This window comes from Micromonospora sp. NPDC048843, assembly GCF_040649965.1.
In the GTDB taxonomy this organism is placed as follows: Bacteria; Actinomycetota; Actinomycetes; order Mycobacteriales; family Micromonosporaceae; genus Micromonospora; species Micromonospora hortensis.
This window is the reverse complement of sequence record NZ_JBEZGJ010000077.1, coordinates 12,219-32,464: the sequence shown is the minus strand read 5'-3', so window position 1 is coordinate 32,464 and position 20,246 is coordinate 12,219. Positions and strand designations below refer to the sequence as shown.

The 20,246-nt window shown below is 68.8% G+C and carries 28 protein-coding genes and 1 pseudogene; 3 read left to right on the top strand and 26 right to left on the bottom strand.

The window, feature by feature from the left end; genetic code table 11:
- Positions 1-85 (top strand): annotated as a pseudogene (locus AB0C20_RS19065) (2-phospho-L-lactate transferase CofD family protein); the annotation flags it as partial.
- Between the two features lie 191 nt (positions 86-276).
- Here AB0C20_RS19065 and AB0C20_RS19060 read toward each other — a convergent pair.
- On the bottom strand, positions 277-1,221 hold the full coding sequence (locus AB0C20_RS19060; protein WP_238687864.1) for an aldo/keto reductase: 945 nt from the start codon (positions 1,219-1,221) through the stop codon (positions 277-279).
- Between the two features lie 215 nt (positions 1,222-1,436).
- Between AB0C20_RS19060 and AB0C20_RS19055 the strand changes: the two genes are divergently transcribed.
- Entirely contained in the window at positions 1,437-2,627 is a 1,191-nt protein-coding gene (locus tag AB0C20_RS19055) for a transposase (RefSeq protein WP_330441300.1), read from the top strand.
- 55 nt (positions 2,628-2,682) lie between these two features.
- Here the strand turns inward: AB0C20_RS19055 and AB0C20_RS19050 are convergent, their stop codons facing one another.
- The 3 genes from AB0C20_RS19050 to AB0C20_RS19040 are packed head-to-tail and all read right to left on the bottom strand — an operon-like array spanning position 2,683 to position 5,806.
- Positions 2,683-3,483 carry a nucleotidyltransferase domain-containing protein gene (locus AB0C20_RS19050; RefSeq protein ID WP_357189387.1) on the bottom strand — a complete coding sequence of 267 codons (801 nt, stop codon included), beginning with the start codon at positions 3,481-3,483 and terminating at the stop codon, positions 2,683-2,685.
- Positions 3,480-5,159, bottom strand: coding sequence for an ATP-binding cassette domain-containing protein (locus tag AB0C20_RS19045; RefSeq protein WP_357189385.1), 1,680 nt, complete (start codon positions 5,157-5,159; stop codon positions 3,480-3,482). Before AB0C20_RS19045 ends, AB0C20_RS19050 begins: the two co-directional genes overlap by 4 nt.
- Before the next feature lie 41 nt (positions 5,160-5,200).
- Positions 5,201-5,806, bottom strand: coding sequence for a methyltransferase (locus AB0C20_RS19040; RefSeq protein ID WP_357189383.1), 606 nt, complete (start codon positions 5,804-5,806; stop codon positions 5,201-5,203).
- Between the two features lie 102 nt (positions 5,807-5,908).
- Here AB0C20_RS19040 and AB0C20_RS19035 point away from each other — a divergent pair, with 102 nt between their 5' ends.
- Positions 5,909-7,018 (top strand): hypothetical protein, encoded by a 1,110-nt coding sequence (locus AB0C20_RS19035; protein WP_357189381.1) that lies wholly within the window; start codon positions 5,909-5,911, stop codon positions 7,016-7,018.
- A gap of 12 nt (positions 7,019-7,030) precedes the next feature.
- Here the strand turns inward: AB0C20_RS19035 and truA are convergent, their stop codons facing one another.
- From truA to rplN, 22 genes are all read right to left on the bottom strand, one after another.
- Positions 7,031-7,861, bottom strand: coding sequence for a tRNA pseudouridine(38-40) synthase TruA (gene truA / locus AB0C20_RS19030; RefSeq protein ID WP_357189379.1), 831 nt, complete (start codon positions 7,859-7,861; stop codon positions 7,031-7,033).
- A gap of 67 nt (positions 7,862-7,928) precedes the next feature.
- On the bottom strand, positions 7,929-8,486 hold the full coding sequence (gene rplQ, locus AB0C20_RS19025; protein ID WP_238687832.1) for a 50S ribosomal protein L17: 558 nt from the start codon (positions 8,484-8,486) through the stop codon (positions 7,929-7,931).
- Positions 8,487-8,520: 34 nt separating this feature from the next.
- Positions 8,521-9,543: a DNA-directed RNA polymerase subunit alpha gene (locus AB0C20_RS19020; protein ID WP_007465227.1), complete on the bottom strand. Its 1,023-nt coding sequence runs from the start codon at positions 9,541-9,543 to the stop codon at positions 8,521-8,523.
- A 98-nt stretch (positions 9,544-9,641) separates the two neighbouring features.
- A complete protein-coding gene (gene rpsD, locus AB0C20_RS19015; protein WP_030489600.1) occupies positions 9,642-10,268 on the bottom strand; it encodes a 30S ribosomal protein S4 in 627 nt (208 codons plus the stop codon).
- 13 nt (positions 10,269-10,281) lie between these two features.
- Positions 10,282-10,689, bottom strand: coding sequence for a 30S ribosomal protein S11 (gene rpsK, locus AB0C20_RS19010; protein ID WP_030329919.1), 408 nt, complete (start codon positions 10,687-10,689; stop codon positions 10,282-10,284).
- 87 nt (positions 10,690-10,776) lie between these two features.
- Entirely contained in the window at positions 10,777-11,157 is a 381-nt protein-coding gene (gene rpsM, locus AB0C20_RS19005; RefSeq protein ID WP_030329917.1) for a 30S ribosomal protein S13, read from the bottom strand.
- Between the two features lie 266 nt (positions 11,158-11,423).
- Positions 11,424-11,537, bottom strand: coding sequence for a 50S ribosomal protein L36 (gene rpmJ / locus AB0C20_RS19000; RefSeq protein WP_088952025.1), 114 nt, complete (start codon positions 11,535-11,537; stop codon positions 11,424-11,426).
- Positions 11,538-11,626: 89 nt separating this feature from the next.
- Positions 11,627-11,848, bottom strand: coding sequence for a translation initiation factor IF-1 (infA, locus tag AB0C20_RS18995; RefSeq protein ID WP_007073013.1), 222 nt, complete (start codon positions 11,846-11,848; stop codon positions 11,627-11,629).
- Between the two features lie 344 nt (positions 11,849-12,192).
- On the bottom strand, positions 12,193-12,744 hold the full coding sequence (locus tag AB0C20_RS18990) for a DUF1707 domain-containing protein (protein WP_357189377.1): 552 nt from the start codon (positions 12,742-12,744) through the stop codon (positions 12,193-12,195).
- A gap of 125 nt (positions 12,745-12,869) precedes the next feature.
- Positions 12,870-13,721 (bottom strand): type I methionyl aminopeptidase, encoded by an 852-nt coding sequence (gene map, locus AB0C20_RS18985; RefSeq protein WP_091402377.1) that lies wholly within the window; start codon positions 13,719-13,721, stop codon positions 12,870-12,872.
- A gap of 87 nt (positions 13,722-13,808) precedes the next feature.
- Complete coding sequence (locus AB0C20_RS18980) at positions 13,809-14,462, bottom strand: adenylate kinase (RefSeq protein WP_088950228.1); 654 nt, start codon at positions 14,460-14,462, stop codon at positions 13,809-13,811.
- The gene (gene secY, locus AB0C20_RS18975; protein WP_238687834.1) at positions 14,463-15,791 is read right to left on the bottom strand and encodes a preprotein translocase subunit SecY; all 1,329 of its coding nucleotides are present in this window, start codon (positions 15,789-15,791) and stop codon (positions 14,463-14,465) included.
- Between the two features lie 232 nt (positions 15,792-16,023).
- Positions 16,024-16,467 carry a 50S ribosomal protein L15 gene (rplO, locus tag AB0C20_RS18970; RefSeq protein ID WP_030329906.1) on the bottom strand — a complete coding sequence of 148 codons (444 nt, stop codon included), beginning with the start codon at positions 16,465-16,467 and terminating at the stop codon, positions 16,024-16,026.
- A complete protein-coding gene (rpmD, locus tag AB0C20_RS18965; protein ID WP_007465262.1) occupies positions 16,467-16,649 on the bottom strand; it encodes a 50S ribosomal protein L30 in 183 nt (60 codons plus the stop codon). The genes rplO and rpmD overlap by 1 nt, the downstream gene beginning before the upstream one ends.
- Positions 16,649-17,263 carry a 30S ribosomal protein S5 gene (gene rpsE / locus AB0C20_RS18960; protein ID WP_074314587.1) on the bottom strand — a complete coding sequence of 205 codons (615 nt, stop codon included), beginning with the start codon at positions 17,261-17,263 and terminating at the stop codon, positions 16,649-16,651. The genes rpmD and rpsE overlap by 1 nt, the downstream gene beginning before the upstream one ends.
- 33 nt (positions 17,264-17,296) lie before the next feature.
- Positions 17,297-17,674, bottom strand: a complete 378-nt coding sequence (gene rplR / locus AB0C20_RS18955) for a 50S ribosomal protein L18 (protein WP_181518401.1) — start codon at positions 17,672-17,674, stop codon at positions 17,297-17,299.
- A gap of 8 nt (positions 17,675-17,682) precedes the next feature.
- Positions 17,683-18,225, bottom strand: coding sequence for a 50S ribosomal protein L6 (rplF, locus tag AB0C20_RS18950; protein WP_357189374.1), 543 nt, complete (start codon positions 18,223-18,225; stop codon positions 17,683-17,685).
- 16 nt (positions 18,226-18,241) lie between these two features.
- On the bottom strand, positions 18,242-18,649 hold the full coding sequence (gene rpsH, locus AB0C20_RS18945; protein WP_007465270.1) for a 30S ribosomal protein S8: 408 nt from the start codon (positions 18,647-18,649) through the stop codon (positions 18,242-18,244).
- 116 nt (positions 18,650-18,765) lie between these two features.
- Positions 18,766-18,951, bottom strand: coding sequence for a type Z 30S ribosomal protein S14 (locus AB0C20_RS18940; protein ID WP_007465272.1), 186 nt, complete (start codon positions 18,949-18,951; stop codon positions 18,766-18,768).
- 1 nt (position 18,952) lies between these two features.
- Positions 18,953-19,519, bottom strand: a complete 567-nt coding sequence (gene rplE, locus AB0C20_RS18935; protein WP_091402385.1) for a 50S ribosomal protein L5 — start codon at positions 19,517-19,519, stop codon at positions 18,953-18,955.
- Positions 19,519-19,839, bottom strand: a complete 321-nt coding sequence (rplX, locus tag AB0C20_RS18930) for a 50S ribosomal protein L24 (protein WP_172899047.1) — start codon at positions 19,837-19,839, stop codon at positions 19,519-19,521. The genes rplE and rplX overlap by 1 nt, the downstream gene beginning before the upstream one ends.
- Positions 19,836-20,204, bottom strand: coding sequence for a 50S ribosomal protein L14 (rplN, locus tag AB0C20_RS18925; protein ID WP_007465279.1), 369 nt, complete (start codon positions 20,202-20,204; stop codon positions 19,836-19,838). The genes rplX and rplN overlap by 4 nt, the downstream gene beginning before the upstream one ends.
- Positions 20,205-20,246 lie beyond the last annotated feature (42 nt).

Sequence of the window (20,246 nt, the reverse complement as noted above, 5' to 3'; positions counted from 1 at the left end):
CGACATCACAGCGGTTGTCACTGTGGGTGACGACGGCGGCTCCAGTGGCCGGCTGCGGGCCGAGCGGGGTGGCCTGCCGCCGGGAGTCCAGGCGCACCTGGAGACCTGGCTACCGCCGTCCGCCTCGGGTGGAGAGGACGTCGGCCCAGTGAAGTCGGGGCTTCCCGGACTGCAGGTCACCCCGACTTCAAGGAACGCGAGTGGATCATGCGCAGCGCACGCCCGCGCGCGACGCAGCGCACGCCCGCGCGTGACGCAGCGCACGCCCCGCAGCGCTCAGAGGACGGCGCGCAGCGCCGCCAGATCGTCGTCGCTGGGCTCCCAGACGCCAGCGGCGGCGTTGGCACGCACCTGCTCGGGCGTGGTGGCACCGGCGATCACCGAGGTCACCGCTGGCTGGGCGGCCAGCCCGCCGATCGCCACCTGGAGCATCGTCAGACCCCGCTCGGCCGCGTACGCCTCGATCGCCTCGATGGTGTCCCAGTCGGCCGCGGCGAGCCGCTCCGCGTACCGGCCACCGCCGGAGAGCCGGCTGCCGGCCGGCGGCTGAGCCTCGCGCTTGTACTTGCCGGTGAGCAGACCGTTGGCGAGCGGGAAGAACGGCAGCATGCCGAGGCCGAACCGCTCACAGGCAGGGATCACCTCGGCCTCCACCGAGCGCTCCACCAGGCTGTAGTGGTTCTGCGCGCTGATGAAGCGGGACCGACCGTTGGACGAGGCGACCCAGTCCGCGTCGGCGATCTGCCAGCCGGTGAAGTTGGAGTTGCCCAGGTAGCGCACCTTGCCGTCGCGGACCAGGTCGTCCAGGGCGGCGAGGGTCTCGTCGATCGGTGTGCCCGGGTCGGGTTCGTGCATCTGGTACAGGTCGATGTGGTCGGTGCCGAGCCGGCGCAGCGACGCCTCCACAGCGCGGGCGATGTAGCGCCGCGCACCCCGCGCGCCGTAGTCCGGCCCGTTGAGGCCGTTCATGTCCATGCCGAACTTGGTGGCCACCACCACGTCGTCCCGGCGTCCCTTGAGCGCCTGCCCGAGCAGTTCCTCGGAGCTGCCCTGCGGCTCGCCGTAGATGTCGGCGGTGTCGAAGAGGTTGATCCCGGCGTCCAGGGCGGCGTCCACCACCGCCCGGGTGCCGTCGAGGTCGAGCTTGCGGCCGAAGTTGTTGCAGCCGATGCCGACCACGGACACCACGAGCCCGGAGTCGCCCAGCCGGCGATAGGTCATTTGGTCGTTCATGAGACACCCTCGTCTTTAATCAGGTTGAGGTGCGGAATCAATGCACACGTTGCGCTGGTTATCGACATAACGTTGACCACCTCTGAGATCGTGCCGCCGGTTGTGGCGACGAAATGGCCATTGCTCCAAAAGATTGGCAGTCTGGATTTCCACCTCGAACGTCCCGGCACTATCTGCCGTCGAGATTTATAGTGATTGTTGTGATGGAGGTAGTGCGCTACACCTACCGGCTGCGCCCCGCCGCGACCGCGACGGCCGCACTGCTCGCCGAATGGGGCCGCTGCCGATTCCTATGGAACGAAGCCGTGCACCAGCAGGAGGTTGGCGCGAAGCCCACCTTCGGCGGGCTGTCCAAGATGCTCACTGAAGCCCGCGCCAGAAACGCTTGGCTGCGCGCCGGCTCGCAGGTCGCTCAGCAACAGACCCTGCGCACGTACGCGGCCGCGCTGCGCCACTCGTTCACCGTCAAAGGCCGGGGACGGCCGAAGGTGAAGACCCGAAAACGGTCGCTGCCCAGCATGGAGTACACCCTGCGTGGCTTCACCATCGCCGAAACGCGGCTGCGCCTTGCCGGTGGCATCAGCATGCCCGTCGTCTGGTCCCGGGACCTGCCGTCTCCGCCGACCAGCGTGCGCGTCTACCAAGACAGCCTTGGCCACTGGTACGCGTCGTTCGTCGTCCGCCGCGAGGCCGCCGCCACACCCGAGGCGTCCAAGTCGATCGGCGTTGACTGGGGCGTGAAGACCACCGCCACGACCACCGATGCCCGATTCGATTTGCCGCACCTCGGGCATCGCAAGCGGTGCGCCGCTGAGTTGGCCAGGGCGCAGCGGAAGATGGCCCGCCGACGCCGCCCGCAGGGCCATGCGCAGTCCAACGGCTACCGAAGGGCCAAGCGCGCGGCGGCGAAGTTGCACAAGAAAGCTGCCCGACAGAACATCCACGACTCCCGCCAGTGGGCGAAACGAGTCGTCGACCACCACCAGGTGATTGCCGTGGAAGACTTCAAACCGACGTTCCTGACCAGGTCCACGATGGCACGTAAAGCCGCTGACGCCGCGATCGGCACGGCGAAGCGGGAATTGATCCAGCAGGGCACGCGGGCGGGCCGAAAGGTGGTGCTGGTTCCGCCCGCCTACACAACCATGACGTGTTCCTCGTGCGCGGCGAGAGCCAAGCAGCGCATCGGTTTGAATGTCAGAATTTTCGAGTGCGCTGCCTGCGGTTTCACCGCCTGCCGCGACCTCAACGCCGCGAGGACGATCCTCGCCACGGTAGAGCGCGACCGTGCCGGTGCTGACGACGTAAGGCATGTGACCACCTCCCTTCGGGATGCGGGGTCGAATGCGGTCCGAGCCGGAAATCCCCTGGATTCATCCGTGGGTAAGCGTTAACTCAGTCACGAGATCCACCCTATGTCCACCGAGCGCAGGCCACCTCGGCGGCGGCTCAGCCGACCACCTCGGTGACCAGCTCACGGGCGGCTCCGACGGTGGCGGCCAGCTCGTCGGGGCGGCGGCCGACGGCGCCGAGCAGAGCCTGCGCCCGCTGCTCGAAGTGTGGCGGGGCCCCGGGCAGCCGCCCTGCGGCGGCGATCATCCCCTTCTCGTTGACCAACCACCGGCCCGCCCGGGCGTGCAGCACCTGGGCGAGCACCCCGATCGTCCGGAACAGGCAGCCGGCGACGTACCCGCTGTCCCCGCCGACGGCGGCCTTGGCCGCGCCGCTGAGCAGAAACCCGGCCTCCCAGCCGCCGGCCACCAGCGCGTCGGCCAGCGCGGGTGGATAGTCCCGGGTCTGCTCCTTCAGCCGGGTCAGCTGGCCGGCCGGATCCGCCAGCACCTGGCACAGCGCCACTTCGCCGACGTAGGCGGACGAGTAGAAACCGAGTGGGTGCCCGGCCTGCACGCCGACCTCGTACCGGCCGACCTGGCATTCCGTCCAGGCGCGGTGCACCCGGTCGAGATCCCGGTAGATCCAGTCCACGGCGACCCCGCCGATTCGCAGCCAACCACCACCGTCGACCCAGGGCCCCCAACCACCCGGGGCGGTGAGAACTACTTCGGGGTCATCCGCGACCGTCGCGGCCACCGCCCGCAACGCCGGCACGTCCAGCCCGTCCTTGTAGTACAGGCCCAGGTCCCAGTCGGAGTCGGGGCGGTGCTCGCCGCGGGCCCGGCTGCCACCGAGCGCCACGGCGACCACCCCCTCGACGCCGCACAGGCGGTCGGGCAGGTCGGTGGGGATCACCCGACGTCCCAGACCGGTTCCGGCGTCTCCACCACCTCGCTGTCGCCCCGGAACAGTACGAACCTGTCGAACGAACGGGTGAACCAACGATCGTGGGTGACCGCGATCACCGTTCCCTCGAAGGCGTTCAGGCCCGTTTCGAGCGCTTCCGCGCTTGCCAGATCGAGGTTGTCGGTGGGCTCGTCGAGCAGCAGCAGGGTCGCCCCGGACAGCTCCAGCAGCAGCACCAGGAACCGGGCCTGCTGCCCGCCGGAGAGCGTGCCGAAGCGCTGGTCGCCCTGCGCGGCCAGCTCGTAGCGACTGAGCACCCCCATCGCCGCGTGCCGGTCCATTCCGGTGCGGTGCTCGTCACCACGCCAGAGGATCTCGACGAGCGTCTTCGACATCAGCTCCGGCCGGTCGTGGGTCTGGGAGAAGTGCCCGGGGCGGACCCGGGCGCCGAGGCGGGCCATGCCGTCGTGCGCCACCGGCGTGAGCGCGCCCGCCCCGTCGACCGGCCCGTTCGCCGGGTCGGGGTCGGTGCCGCCACGGGCCAGCAACCGCAGGAAGTGCGACTTGCCGGTGCCGTTGGCGCCGAGCACCGCCACCCGGTCGCCGTACCAGATCTCCAGGTCGAAGGGGAATGTCAGGCCGTCCAGCTCCAACTGCTCGCAAATGACCGCGCGCTTGCCGGTCCGCCCGCCGGACAGGCGCATCCGGATGTCCTGGTCCTTCGGGGGTACGGGCGGCGGCCCGGCCTCCTCGAACTTGCGCAGCCGGGTCTGCGCGGCCTGGTAGCGCGAGGCCAACCCGTCGTTGTACGCGGCTTTCTGCTTGTACATCAGCACCAGGTCACGCAGCTTCTGGTGCTCCTCGTCCCAGCGTCGGCGCAGCTCGTCGAGACGAGCGTGCCGGGCCACCCGCGCCTCGTACCAACTGGCGAAGCCACCCGGGTGCACCCAGGCGCTGCCGCCCTCGACGGCGACCACCCGGTCGGCGCTCTGGGCCAACAACTCGCGGTCGTGCGAGACGTAGAGCACCGACTTCGTCGACTCGCGCAGTCGTGCCTCCAGCCAGCGCTTGCCGGGCACGTCGAGGAAGTTGTCCGGTTCGTCGAGCAGCAGCACCTCGTCCGGGCCGCGCAGCAGCAACTCCAGGGCGAAGCGCTTCTGCTGGCCGCCGGAGAGGGTACGCACCGGGCGGTCCCGGACGGCGTCCCACGGCTGGTCGAGCACGATTGTCGCGACGGTGTCGAACAGCACCTCGGCGTCGTACCCGCCGGCCTCGCCCCAGGCGCCGAGCGCATCGGCGTACGCCAGCTGGGCCTTGCCCGCGGCGTTGCTGAACTTGCCGTGGGCCTCGGCCGCCCGCATGGCCGCCTCGGTCTCGGCGAGCCGCCGGCCGGCGTCGCGAAGCGCCGGCGGGGCCAGCGACAGCGCCAGGTCGGCGAGGGTCGACTCGTCGCCGATCATGCCGATGAACTGGCGCATCACACCCAGCCCGCCGGCCCGTGCGACGACGCCGCTGCGTACCGGCAGGTCGCCGGCGACCATCCTCAGCAGCGTCGTCTTTCCCGCGCCGTTCGGCCCGACGAGGGCGACCTTGCTGCCCTCCCCGACCCGGAACGACACGTCGGCGAAGAGTTCCCGACCGTCGGGCAGGATGTGCCCGACCGCTGCCACGTCCACGTATCCCACGCCGGGATCCTGCCCCAACGAGGGTCGGGGGGTATATCCAATTACCGGGTGACGCGCAGCACCCGGAAGCCCTTTTGGCTGGCGTGCCGCTCGACCTGCCAGCTCTGCTCGGTGAGCCAGCGTTGCAGCGAGTCGCCGCCGAGGTGTCGGGCTACCACCAACCAGCCGACGCCGTCCGGGGCGAGTCGGGGCAGCCAGCGCAGCAACAGGTCGTGCAGCCCGTCCTTGCCGATCCGGATGGGCGGGTTCGACCAGATCTGGGCGAAGCGGACGCCGTCCGGAACGTCGTCCGGCGCGCTGACCCGGACCCGGTCGGCGGCGCCGACACGAGCCGCGTTGGCGACGGTCAGCTCGCGGGCCCGGGCGTTGACGTCGACGGCCCAGATGGTGCTGGTGGGGGCGAGGTCGGCCAGCACGCAGCTGATCGGCCCGAACCCGCAGCCGAGGTCGAGCAGGTCGCCGGTGGTACCGGCGGCGGGCAGCTCGGCCTTGCGCAGCAGCACCGCGGTGCCCGGGTCGAGTCGGCTGGCGGAGAAGACCCCGCCGGCCGAGGCGAGCCGGTAGTCGCGGTCGGCGACGGAGAACTCGACCTCGCGCGCCGGGGCGTCGCTGGTGGGCTGAGCGGTGAAGTAGTGGTCGCCGGTCACCCGGCAATTCTCGCACCGGTCCGGGGCGGACCTGACACGGCCCACACACACATTTACCCGATATTACCCCCTAAAGGGACAATGGCTCCTACTCTGGGCGACATGGTGTATCGGTACCAGTCCGATGAGGACGCTTTCGAGGAGTACCCGGAGCCCGGGTCCGACCTGTCGGTGCTCGGCGCCGGTCCGCCCCCGGCGGCCGGGCCCTCTCCGTCGCGTTTCCCCACGCCGTCGCTGCCCCGGCCGAACCAGCTCTCGCTGCCCTCGTCACAGCCGGCGCCGGCTCGCGCCGACGTGCCGCAGCCCGGGCCGGCCGCCCGCGCCGATGCGCCCCATCCACTGCCGACACGTGCCGACATCCCGCCCGCCCCGCCGCGCAGCCAGATCTACACTTCGGCGACGTCGGCGGAGCCGCCCGCCCGGCGCGGCGGCGGCCGACTGTGGCAGGTACTGATCGGCGGCGCAGCCGTCCTGGTGCTGCTCGCCCTCTGCGGCCTCGGCGCCGCCGCGCTGCTCAGCAATCGCAACGAGCAGCCGCAGAGCAACCCGACGTACCAGCCGAACGCCGCCCCGACGTCGGCACCGGCGGAACGGCTGGCCCTCGACTCCCGGGACACCGACCAGGCCCCGCTCACCGCAAAGGAACTCTTCCCCGGCAGGGAGTTGAAGCTCACCGCCGACCAGCCGAGCTACCAGGTGCTCAAGACACAGTCCAGCGGCAGTTGCGCCGTCGCCGCCACCGACGAGGTAGCCGACCTGCTGGTCCGGCTCGGCTGCAACCAGGTCGTCCGGGCCACGCTGAGTACGCCCGACGACAGCCACCTGGTCACCGCCGGCCTGTTCAACCTCACCGACAAGGTCAGCGCGGAACGAGCCCGAGACCGGCTCCGGCAACTGCTCGACGATCGGCAGGGCCGTTTCCGTGGCCTCACCGCCGACGACGGCGACGGCACCGATGTTCTGGCCAACGCTCCGGCACGCGTCGGCTGGCAGGTCCGTGGCCACTACCTGGCGTACGCGCTGGTGGTCCGCAAGGACGGCGCGGCGGTCAAGGCCGGTGACGCCAAGGTCCGCGAAATCCTGTTCGACATGATCGAGCTGCACCTCAGCCGGGGCGTGCTGCAGAGCCGGGCCGACGGTGGCACCGCCGCGCAACCGACGGCGGCACCTACCGGCAGCAGCGCCAACCAGGGCGATCTGCCGGGCGAGTGACAGTGCGGACGGTCAACCCTCGATCGGGACCCGCAACCGGCGGGTGAGGGTGGCGCGGTGGGCGTACTCGGCCGGATCCGCCGGGTAGCCGACGGCGACCAGTGTCAGCCCGCGCGCGGGGGCCACCGTCACCTCGCTGGACCGCTCCCGCTGGGTGAGCAGAGTTCCCGGCCACTCGACCGGGCGGCGGCCGTCCCCGGCCACCAGCATGGCTCCCACCAGGCTGCGCACCATCGCCTGGCAGAACGCGTCGGCCTGCACTGTGGCGACCAGGATGCCGTCCGCGTCGCGACGCCAGTCCAGCCGGGTCACCTCACGCAGCGTGGTGGCGTGCTCCTTGCGTCGGCAGTACGCGGCGAAGTCGTGCTCCCCCACCAACCCGGTCGCTGCGGCGTTCAGCGCGGCCAGGTCCAACGGCTTCGGCCAGGCCAGCACCTCGTGGCGGCGCAACGGCTCGGCGCCGAAGGGCGCATCGGTGACCCGGTACTCGTAGCGCCGGAAGGTGGCCGAGAACCGGGCGTCGAAGTCGGCCGGCACCTCGGTCATCGCCCGTACCCGCACGTCGGTGGGGAGCAGCCGGGCAACGCGACGCAGCAGCCGTCCCTCGTGCTGGCGCCACACCTCCACGGGCAGGTCCACGTGGCACACCTGCCCGGTGGCGTGCACTCCGGCGTCGGTCCGCCCGGCCACCGTCAGGCCGGTGGCCGTACCGGCGCCCAGGACCAGGTCCAGGGTTTCGACGAGCACCCCCGCGACAGTGCGCCTGGTCGGCTGGGCTGCCCAGCCGGAGAAGTCGGTGCCGTCGTACGAGACGTCCAGCCGCAGCCGGATCCACTCGTCCACCTCGTACCTCCTGTTACGGGTCGGGCCCGACACCCCGATGGGGTGCCGGGCCCGACAATGCCCTTGATCAGGCCTTGTTCTCGGTGGCCTCGTCGCTGTCCTCGCGGGCGGCGTCGGTGTCACCGGACGCCGACACCGGCGCCTCGGAGTCCTGGTCGGCCGGAGCCGACTTCGGGGACTCGTCGGCCGGGGCGAGCGCCTCGACCTTGTCCTGCTGCGCGGCCTTGCGGGCGGCGGTCTTCTTGTTCACCTTCGGCTCGGCGACCTGAAGCTCCTCCACCAGCTCGATGATGGCCATCGGCGCGTTGTCACCCTTGCGCGGACCGGTCTTCACGATCCGGGTGTAACCGCCGGGGCGGTTGGAGTACCGGGGCGCGATCTGGTCGAACAGGGCGTAGACCACGTCCTTGTCCTTGACGACACCCAGCACCCGACGCCGCGAGGCGAGGTCACCGCGCTTGGCCTTCGTGATGAGCTGCTCGGCCAGCGGGCGCAGCCGCCGGGCCTTCGTCTCGGTGGTCTGGATCTTCCCGTGCTGGAACAGCGCGGTCGCCAGGTTGGCCAGCATCAGCCGCTCGTGCGAGGGGCTGCCGCCGAGGCGGGGGCCCTTGGTGGGCGTGGGCATTTTTGGTGCTCCTCAGTTGTGGCGGCAGCGCGGACTAGAGCTGCTCGGTCTCGCGGTAGTCGTCGGTGTCGTAGTCGGCCTCGCCGAAGGTGTCCACGACGTGCGCCGGGTCGAAGTTCGGAGCCGAGTCCTTCAGCCCGAGACCCATCCCGGCGAGCTTCATCTTGACCTCGTCGATCGACTTCTGACCGAAGTTGCGAATGTCGAGGAGGTCGGCCTCGGTACGCCCGATGAGCTCACCAACGGAGTTGATGCCCTCGCGCTTGAGGCAGTTGTAGGAGCGGACGGTGAGGTCCAGCTCCTCGATCGGCAGAGCGAGGTCCGCCGCCAGCTGGGCGTCCTGCGGGGACGGCCCGATGTCGATGCCCTCGGCGGTCTCGTCCAGCTCCCGGGCGAGCCCGAACAGCTCCACGAGCGTCGAACCGGCGGAGGCCAGCGCGGTACGCGGACCCATCGACGGCTTGGTCTCGACGTCGATGATCAGCCGGTCGAAGTCGGTGCGCTGCTCGACACGGGTCGCCTCGACGCGGTAGGTCACCTTCAGCACCGGCGAGTAGATCGAGTCGACCGGGATGCGGCCGATCTCGGCGCCGGACTGCTTGTTCTGCGCCGCCGTCACGTAGCCCCGGCCCCGCTCGACGGTCAGCTCCATGTCGAGCCGGCCCTTGCCGTTCAGGGTGGCGAGCTTGAGGTCCGGGTTGTGCACCGAGACGCCGGCCGGGGGCTGGATGTCGCCCGCGGTCACGTCGCCCGGGCCCTGCTTACGCAGGTACATGCTGACCGGCTCGTCGTGCTCGGAGCTGACGCACAGCTCCTTGATGTTCATGACGAGCTCGACCACGTCCTCCTTGACACCGGGGATCGTGGTGAACTCGTGCAGCACACCGTCGATCTTGATCGAGGTGACGGCCGCGCCCGGGATCGACGACAGCAGCGTACGCCGCAGCGAGTTACCCAGGGTGTAGCCGAAGCCCGGCTCCAGCGGCTCGATGGCGAACCGGGAACGGGTCTCGTTGATCGACTCCTCGGAGAGGGAGGGTCGCTGGCTGATGAGCATCTTTTCTCTTCTCTTCCGGGGCGCCCGCTATTTGACGCCCACGACACAAACTGTTCCGGTGGCCCGCCCCGAAGGGCGGGCCACCGAACGAGCTCGGACTACTTGGAGTAGAGCTCGACGATCAACTGCTCCTGGACCTGCGTGTCGATGACCTGCCGGGCCGGGAGGGAGTGCACGAGCACCTTCATCTGGCTCGGGATGGCCTCAAGCCACGCCGGAACCGTCTTCGAGCCGGCCTGAGCCTGCGCGACGATGAACGGGGTGAGCTCCTTGCTCTTGCCCCGAACCTCGATGATGTCGTGCTCCTTGACGCGGTACGACGGGATGTCGACCTTCTTGCCGTTCACCGTGAAGTGACCGTGCTTGACCAACTGGCGGGCCATGTCCCGCGAGTGGGCGTAGCCGGCCCGGTAAACGACGTTGTCCAGCCGCGACTCGAGGATCTGCAGGAGGACCTCACCGGTCTTGGCCTGCTTGCCAACGGCTTCCTCGTAGTAACCGCGGAACTGCTTCTCCAGCACGCCGTAAACCCGACGGGCCTTCTGCTTCTCACGGAGCTGGAGCAGGTACTCCGTCTCCTTGGTGCGGCCGCGGCCGTGCTGCCCGGGCGGGAACGGCCGGGACTCGAACGGGCACTTCGGACCATCGCACTTGCTGCCCTTGAGGAACAGCTTCATCTTCTCCCGCCGGCAACGGCGGCAGTCTGCACCGGTGTAACGAGCCATCTCTCTCTACCTCTCAGACCCGGCGACGCTTCGGCGGACGGCACCCGTTGTGCGGCTGCGGGGTGACGTCGGCGATCTGGCCGACCTCGAGGCCCACGGCCTGCAGCGAACGGATGGCGGTTTCCCGGCCGGAGCCGGGGCCCTTGACGAACACGTCGACCTTGCGCATGCCGTGCTCCATGGCGCGACGCGCGGCAGCCTCGGCGGCCAGCTGCGCAGCGAACGGAGTCGACTTGCGGGAGCCCTTGAAGCCCACCTGGCCAGCGGAGGCCCAGGAGATGACCGCACCGGTCGGGTCCGTGATGGACACGATGGTGTTGTTGAACGTGCTCTTGATGTGCGCCTGCCCGTGGGCGACGTTCTTGCGTTCCTTGCGCCGGACCTTCTTTACAGCGGCTCCGGCACGAGCCTTCGGTGGCATAAGTCTGTGCGCTCCTAGTTGACTTTCCGGATCGGGTTGCGGCCTGACCCACCTCGGCGGCGGCCGACCCCGTCATCCGGTCAAGAACTACTTCTTGCCGGGCTTCTTCTTGCCGGCGACGGTCCGCTTCGGGCCCTTGCGGGTCCGGGCGTTGGTCTTGGTCCGCTGGCCACGCACGGGCAGGCCCCGGCGGTGCCGGATGCCGGCGTAGCAGCCGATCTCAACCTTGCGGCGGATGTCAGCGGCGACCTCGCGGCGCAGGTCGCCTTCAACCTTGTAGTTGCCCTCGATGTGGTCGCGGAGCTGCACGAGCTCCTCGTCCGTGAGGTCCCGAGCGCGCTTGTCCGGCGAGATGCCGGTAGCGGCGAGTGTCTCCAGGGCGCGGGTGCGACCGACCCCGAAGATGTAGGTGAGCGCGATCTCCAACCGCTTTTCGCGGGGGAGATCCACGCCGACTAGACGTGCCATGTGCGGGCGTACTCCTTGTGATGTGTGGCGGAGGTGTGGACCCGTCCCACCCCGCTACCGGCCGTCCCGTCTTTCCGACGCGGTGAGCGCCGGCGACCGGGATCGGTCGCTGCCCGAGCGGGCCCCGGCCTCCGACCGGGGGTCAGCCACGCAGAGGTACGTCTGGCGTACCGCTCGCGGCTGGGACGAGCATGTGTGATGTGTGTGTCGCTGGGGATCCACCTGGACCAACGCCACCCGGCCGTGCTCCGGCCGGACGGGCTGAGTCAGCCCTGGCGCTGCTTGTGGCGCGGGTCGCTGCAGATGACCATGACCCGGCCGTGCCGGCGGATAACCCGGCACTTCTGGCAGATCCTCTTGACGCTCGGCTTGACCTTCACGGTTGCCTTACTTCCCATCTGGCCCGGGGACGCGCTACGCGACACCGGACGTCGAAGACGGACACGGGACTTCCCGGCCGTCGTCAGGACTACTTGTAGCGGTAGACGATGCGCCCGCGGGTCAGGTCGTACGGCGAAAGTTCGACGACGACCCGGTCCTCCGGAAGGATGCGGATGTAGTGCTGCCGCATCTTGCCGCTGATGTGAGCCAACACCTTGTGGCCGTTCGCGAGCTCCACCCGGAACATGGCGTTCGGCAGGGGCTCGATGACCCGACCCTCGATCTCAATGGCTCCGTCTTTTTTCGGCATGTCCTCCGCTGTCCTGACGTCGATTGCTCCGGGCGGCCCACAACGTCTTACACGGAAATCTGATCAGAATCAGAAGCCCGCGCCAGCCGCGGCTCCAGCTCCCACCGAAGCGCAGGGTGGGCATGCCGGAGTGGACGCTGTGCGCCGATCTGAAAGTGTACGCCGGCCTGCGCTCCCCCGCCAAACCGACCACCCACCCCACGGTGCGGCAACCCAAACGGCCCCGCCCCCGACCCCGTTGATCATGAGGTTATTGTCACGACACGCCGGGATCGGCGGCAATAACTCCATGATCAACGGGGGGTGCGGGGGTGCGGTCCGGGGGTGCGGGGGGTGCGGGGGGGTTAGGGGGTTGGGGGCTTGTCGTCCAGTTTGCGGGCGCGCTTTGCCTGCTTGCGCTCTCGGCGACGTTGGCGCTTGACGGCCTGGCGTTGGGGCTCCTTCGCGGCCAGCCCTCCCACCGTGCGGACCACAAGCACCGCGCCCCACGGCCCCGCCACCCAGGCCGGCCAGAAGTAGAGCAGGTCCTGGCTGAGCACCGACGTCACCGCCCAGATGGTCACCACGATGGGGATCACCCACAGGTACGGGAACCACACCTCGGCCAACCAGCGGGCGGTGACGCCCCTGCTGAAGGCCGGATCGAGCTCGTCACCCAGCAGGCTCACCGTCGGCCCGGCGGCCGGCGCCAGGCCCGACCGCTGCGCCGGCGTCACCGGCGGCAGGTCGGTCAGCAGGGCCTCGAGGTCGGCGTACGTGCGTGCCGCGTAGGCCCGCTGCAACCGCTCGTCGTACTCGTGCAGATCCAGTCGGCCCTCGTCCAGGGCGACCCGCAACCGGTCGGCCACCGCCGCACGGTCCGCGTCCGCGGCTCGCATCCCGTCGCGCCCGTCCATGCCGGCAAGCATGCCACCGTCGCGCCACCCCGCCGGGCCCCGAACAACGGACGATCATGAACTTGTTGCCCGCCTCACCGGCGTGTCAGAGCAATAACTTCATGATCGACGGGAGGGAAACGGGGTTAGGGGGTTTTTGTGGCCGCGGGTTGGCGGGCGGTTACCAGGTCGCCCAGGCGGGCGCGACCACCGTCGAACGCGGTGAGCACCCAGACGCCGTCCGGCAGCAACGCCATCGAGTGCTCGACGTGCGCGGCCACCGAGCCGTCCCGGGTGACGACAGTCCACCCGTCGGCCAACTCGGCGGTACGCGGGGACGCCATGGTGATCATCGGCTCGATGGCCAGGGCCATCCCGGGGACCAGCCGCGGACCCTTGCCCGGCCGACCGTGGTTGAGCACGTGCGGGTCCTGGTGCATCTCGGTGCCGATGCCGTGCCCGCCGTAGCCGTCGACGATGCCGTACCGGCCGCCCTTGCGGACAGCGGTCTCCACGGCGTGCGAGATGTCGGTGAGGCGGCCCTTGCCACTGGCCGCACCACGGGCGGCGGCGGCGATGCCCGCCCACATCGCGTCCTCGGCGACCTCGGCCATCTTCAGCAGCGCCGGGTCGACATCACCGACCCCTACCGTGATCGCGGAATCGCCGTGCCACCCGTCCAGCACCGCGCCGCAGTCGATGGAGATCAGGTCACCGGCCTGGAGCACCTGCTTCGGCGACGGGATGGCGTGCACGATCTGCTCGTTGACCGAGGAGCAGATCGACGCCGGAAAACCGTGGTAGCCCTTGAACGACGGAACGCCGCCCGCCTCGCGGATGGTCGCCTCGGCGATGGCGTCCAGATCGGCGGTGCTCACACCGGGGGCCACAGCCTCCCGCATCCGGCGTAGCGCCTCGGCCACCACCAGCCCGGCGGCCCGCATCTTCTCGATCTGGTCAGGGGTCTTCAGCTGGATGTCCAGCTGGGGACGACGCATGGAGCGGTTACCTTTCGTTGCCGAACAGCGGGGCACATAATGCGTACCCCGCTGTTCGCACTCTATCCGCCGTGGCCCGGCCGGACCTCAGCCGCCGTACGACCGCAACGCGTCGATGGCCCGGGTGGTGACGTCCTCCACCGGCCCGGTGGCGTCGATCCCGACCAGCTTGCCCTGAGCGCCGTAGTAGTCGACCAGGGGTGCGGTCTTCTCGCTGTATTCGCGGAGCCGCGTGGCGATCGTCTCCGGCTTGTCGTCGTCGCGCTGGAACAACTCGGCGCCGCACCGGTCACAGATGCCGGGCCGGGTGGTGGCGTCGAACTCGACGTGCCAGATCTTGCCGCAGCCCCGGCAGGTACGCCTGCCGGAGAGCCGCCTGATCACCTCGTCGTCGTCGACGACCAGCTCCAGGACCAGATCCAGGGCGGTGCCCAGATCGGCCAGGAGCTTGTCCAGAGCGGCCGCCTGCGGAGTCGTCCGCGGGAAGCCGTCGAGCAGGAAACCCTCGCTGGCGTCGGGCTCGGCCAGCCGGTCCCGGACCATGTTGATGGTGACCTCGTCCGGAACCAGCTCGCCCGCGTCCATGTACCGCTTCGCCTCGACACCGAGCGGCGTGCCCTGGGTGACGTTCGACCGGAAGATGTCTCCGGTCGAAATCTTCGGCACCGAGAGGTGCGCGGCGATGAACTCGGCCTGCGTGCCCTTGCCCGCGCCCGGCGGGCCAACCAGAACGAGTCTCATCTACCGCAGGAACCCTTCGTAGTTCCGCTGCATGAGTTGGCTCTCGATCTGCTTCACGGTCTCCAGACCGACGCCGACCATGATGAGCACAGCGGTGCCGCCGAACGGGAAGTTCTGGTACTGCTGGTTGTCCAGCCAGATGAAGAAGAAGTTCGGCAGGATCGAGATGACGCCGAGGTAGAGCGCGCCCGGCAGGGTGATCCGGCTGAGGATGAAGTCGAGGTAGTCGGCGGTCGGCTTGCCCGGGCGGATGCCCGGCACGAACCCGCCGTACTTCTTCATGTTGTCAGCGACCTCGGTCGGGTTGAACGTGATCGAGACGTAGAAGTACGTGAAGAAGATGATCATCAGGAAGTAGACGGCGATGTAGATCGGGCTGCTCGGGTTGACCAGGTTGTTCTGGATCCACGACTGGGTCTTGCCCGGGTCGGTCTGGTCGAAGAACTGCAGCGCCAACTGCGGCAGGTAGAGCAGCGACGAGCCGAAGATGACCGGGATCACACCCGCCTGGTTGACCTTGAGCGGGATGTAGGTCGAGGTGCCGCCGTACATCCGCCGGCCGATCATCCGCTTGGCGTACTGCACCGGGATCCGGCGCTGCGCCTGCTCGATGAAGGTGACAGCGGTGATGACCACCAGGACCAGCGCGATGACCAGGGCGAACATGTCCCAGCCCTTGCTGGTCTTGATCTGCCAGCCCTCGCTGGGCAGCCGCGCCGCGATCGAGGTGAAGATCAGGACGGACATGCCGTTGCCGACGCCGCGGTCGGTGATCAGCTCACCGAGCCACATGACCATGCCGGTGCCGGCGGTCATCGTCATCACCAGGATGGTCAGGGTCAGCCAGTCCGGGATGCCGGTGCCGGTGGGGATGATCGGGAACTGGTCGCAGCGGTTCTGGAACAGCTGGCCCGAGCGGGCCAGGGCCACGAACGCCGAGGCCTGCAGCACACCGAGACCGAGGGTCAGGTAGCGGGTGTACTGGGTGATCTTCGCCTGACCGGCCTGGCCCTCCTTGCGGAGCTGCTCCAGGCGGGGGATCACGACGGTCAGCAGCTGCAGGATGATCGACGCGGTGATGTAGGGCATGATGCCCAGCGCGAAGACCGAGAGCTGTAGCAGCGCTCCGCCGGAGAAGAGGTTGAGAAGGTTCACCACCCCGGTGGTGTCACCCTGGATGGTGTCGAGGCACTTCTGCACGTTGCCGTACGAGACGCCCGGGCTGGGGAGCGTTGCACCCAGCCGGTAGACCGCGATGATGCCTACTGTGAACAGCAGCTTCTTGCGCAGGTCAGGCGTACGGAACGCACTGAGAAAGGCGGACAGCAACTTCTTCCTCCTGCGCGAGGCGGGCCGCCGGTGATCCCTGGCGGGTCGAGGTGGATCACGGGCGAGTGCCCGCAATCCATGGCTGGGATGGGACTCTAACAGCCTCACCCCGGTCCGGGCAGATGCGCCCGACTACATAAATCGAAACCGATGTTACCGGGCGCTCAGGCCCCAGGTAGACCACGGCGCCCGCCAGTTGCTCTCAACTGGACGGGCGCCATGGTCGTACGCCTTACAGCTCGGTGACGGAGCCACCGGCGGCAGCGATCTTCTCCTTGGCCGACGCACTGAACGCGTGCGCAGACACCTGGAGCGCCACACCGCCGAGGTCCCCGGTGCCGAGGACCTTGACCGGGTGACCCTTGCGGACGGCGCCGGACTCAACGAGCTCCAGCGGGCCGACCTGACCACCATTCGGGAACAGCTCAGCGAGTCGGTCCAGGTTGACAACCTGGAAGACCACCTTGAACTTGTTCTTGAAGCCCTTCATCTTCGGCAGGCGCATGTGGATGGGCATCTGCCCACCCTCGAACGCCGCCGAGATGTTCTTGCGGGCCTTGGAACCCTTGGTACCGCGACCAGCGGTCTTGCCCTTGGAACCCTCACCGCGACCCACACGGGTCTTCGCGGTCTTGGAACCGGGCGCCGGGCGCAGGTGATGCACCTTGATCGTCATTACTCGACCTCCTCGACCTTCACGAGGTGGCTCACAGTGAAGATCATGCCGCGGATCTCGGGCCGGTCCTCCTTGACCACCACGTCGTTGATCCGCTTGAGACCGAGCGAACGCAGCGACTCACGCTGGTTGTGCTTGGTCCCGATACCGGACCGGAGCTGGGTGACCTTCAGGCGTGCCATCAGTGCGCCACCCCCGCACGCGACGCCAGCATGGCGGCCGGCGCGACGTCCTCCACCGGCAGACCACGACGCGCCGCGACCTGCTCGGGGGACTCAAGCCCCTTCAGGGCCGCCACGGTGGCGTGCACGATGTTGATCGGGTTCGACGAACCGAGGCTCTTGGAGAGCACGTCGTGGATCCCAGCGCACTCCAGCACGGCACGCACCGGTCCACCGGCGATGACACCCGTACCGGCCGAGGCCGGCTTGAGCAGCACCACACCAGCGGCGTCCTCACCCGTCACCGGGTGCGGGATCGACTGACCGATCCGCGGGACCTTGAAGAAGTGCTTCTTGGCCTCCTCGACACCCTTGGCGATGGCCGCGGGCACCTCCTTGGCCTTTCCGTAGCCCACGCCGACCGTGCCGTCGCCGTCGCCCACGATCACCAGGGCGGTGAAGCTGAAGCGACGACCACCCTTCACGACCTTGGCGACGCGGTTGATCGCGACGACCCGCTCAAGGTGCGGGGTCTTCTCGACGGGCGCGTTTCCGCGGCCGCCCTCACGGCGGTTGTCGCGGCGACCACCCTCGTTGCCACCGGACCCGCCGCCACGGCGCTGTTGACCTGGCATCAGCAGCCTTCCTTCTCTCTCGTGACGGGGTTGTTAGAACTCGAGCCCGGCTTCGCGGGCGGCGTCGGCAAGCGCGGCGACTCGCCCCGCGTACCGGTTACCGCCGCGGTCGAAGACGACCTTGGAGACGCCGGCGGCCTTGGCCCGCTCGGCGAGCAGCGCGCCCACCTTGCCAGCCAGGGCGCTCTTGTCGCCCTCCGCACCACGCAGCGAGGCGTCCAGGGTCGACGCCGACGCCAGGGTGTGACCCTTGGTGTCGTCGACGACCTGGGCGACCATGTGCCGCAGCGAGCGGGTGACGACCAGGCGCGGACGCTCGGCCGTGCCGCTGACGTTCTTGCGGACGCGGAAGTGTCGACGCGCACGCCCAACGGCGCGCTTGGCGGCGACACCGCGGCGGCGCTTGAGCAGCGTGGCGCTCACTTCTTACCTGCCTTTCCAGCCTTGCGGCGGATGACCTCGCCCTGGTACTTGACGCCCTTGCCCTTGTAGGGCTCCGGCGGGCGGATCTTCCGGATGTTGGCGGCGACCTCACCGACCTGCTGCTTGTCGATGCCAGCCACGTGGAACAGGGTCGGCCGCTCCACCGTGAAGGTGATGCCCGCCGGGGCGGGGACGACCACCGGGTGCGAGAACCCGAGCGCGAACTCGAGGTCCGAACCCTTGGCGGTGACCCGGTAACCGGTGCCGGCGATCTCCAGGCTCTTGCGGTAGCCCTCGGTGACCCCGACGATCATGTTGGCAACCAGCGTACGGCTCAGGCCGTGGAGTTCCTTGGCCTTGCGCTCGTCGTTCGGCCGGTTGACGCTCAGCTCGCCATCCTCGGCCCGCTCGATCGTGATCGGCTCGGCGAGGGTGTGCTGGAGCTGGCCCTTGGGGCCCTTGACCTTGACGGTCTGCCCGTCGATCGTGATGTCGACGCCGGCTGGCACCGGGATCGACTTACGTCCAATTCGCGACATTTCTACCTGTCTCCCGTTACCAGACGAAGGCGAGGACTTCCCCGCCAACACTCCGCTTGCGGGCCTGCCGGTCGGTCAGCAGCCCCTGGGACGTCGAAATGATCGCCACGCCCAGCCCACCGAGCACCCGCGGGAGCCCGTCCGACTTGGCGTACACCCGGAGACCGGGCTTGGACACGCGCTTGATGCCGGCCAGGCTCCGCTCGCGGTTCTGGCCGTACTTCAGCTCGACGACCAGTCGCTTGCCGACGGCGCCCTCCTCGGGCTCCTCGACCGACCAGGTGGCGATGTAACCCTCGGCCTTCAGGACCTCGGCGATGTTCGCCTTGATCTTGGAGTAGGGCATCTTCACCTGATCGTGGTACGCCTGGTTGGCGTTACGCAGACGCGTGAGCATGTCTGCGATCGGGTCGGTCATCGTCATGGATTTCGTCAGCCTTTCTCGCCGGGGTTCCCGGGGCATCAGCCCCGGGCCTACGGCGAAGAGCAATACCTAATCGGTGCAGGAGTTCCCGGCCGACGGCCGGGACGCGGTCGCCCTTACCAGGAAGCCTTGGACACGCCCGGCAGCTCACCACGGTGAGCCATCTCCCGGATGCAGACCCGGCAGAGCCCGAACTTGCGGTAGACCGCCTTCGGACGCCCGCACCGCTGGCAGCGGGTGTACGCGCGAACCGAGAACTTCGGCTTCGCGGCCGCCTTGATGATCAGCGCCTTCTTGGCCATCTCAGTTCTCCTTGAACGGGAAGCCCAGGAGCTTGAGCAGCGCCCGGCCCTCGTCGTCGGTCGTGGCGGTCGTGACCACCGTGATGTCCATGCCCCGCTGGCGATCGATCCGGTCCTGGTCGATCTCGTGGAACACCGACTGCTCGGTCAGACCGAACGTGTAGTTGCCGTGCCCGTCCAGCTTGCGCCCGTCCAGGCCGCGGAAGTCGCGGATACGCGGCAGCGCGATGGAGAGCAGCCGGTCCATGAACTCCCACATCCGGTCGCCGCGAAGGGTGACCTTCGCGCCGATCGGCATGCCCTCGCGGAGCTTGAACTGCGCGATGGACTTGGTCGCCCGCCGCACCTGCGGCTTCTGGCCGGTGATCGTGGCGAGGTCACGGACCGCGCCGTCGATCAGCTTGGCGTCGCGAGCAGCCTCGCCGACACCCATGTTGACGACGATCTTGACCAGCCGCGGCACCTGCATGGGGTTGCCGTAGCTGCGCTGCTCACGCAGCTGGGCCACGATCTCGTTGCGGTACCGCTCCTTGAGGCGCGGCAGGGTCTTTTCGGTAGCCGTGGTCATCACAGGTCCTTACCGGTGCTACGCGCGATGCGGACCTTCTGGCCGTTGTCGTCGATCCGGTAACCGACGCGGGTCGGCTTGCCGTCGGAGTCCAGGACCTGCACGTTCGAGACGTGGATCGGGGCCTCCTGAGTGACGATGCCGCCGGTCTTGGCGCCACGCTGGGTCGTGCTGATGCGGGTGTGCTTCTTGACCCGGTTCACGCCCTCGACCAGGACCTTGTCCTGCCGCGGGTAGGCCTGAATGACCTTGCCCTTGGCACCCTTGTCCTTGCCGGCGATGACGACGACCGTGTCGCCCTTCTTGACCTTCACGGTCACAACACCTCCGGCGCGAGGGAAATAATCTTCATGAACCGCTTGTCCCGCAGCTCCCGGCCCACCGGGCCGAAGATACGGGTTCCACGCGGGTCCCCGCCGTCCTTGATGATGACGGCGGCGTTCTCGTCGAAGCGGATGTACGAGCCGTCCGGACGCCGCCTCTCCTTGGCCGTGCGAACGACGACAGCCTTGACGACGTCGCCCTTCTTCACACCGGCACCCGGGATCGCGTCCTTGACCGTGGCCACGATGACGTCGCCGATACTCGCGTAGCGCCGACCCGAGCCGCCGAGAACCCGGATGCACAGGATCTCCCGAGCACCCGTGTTGTCGGCGACGCGCAGTCGCGACTCCTGCTGAATCACGTCTATCTCCTATGTCTGCCGGTTCTCCGGCCGCCGTAGCGG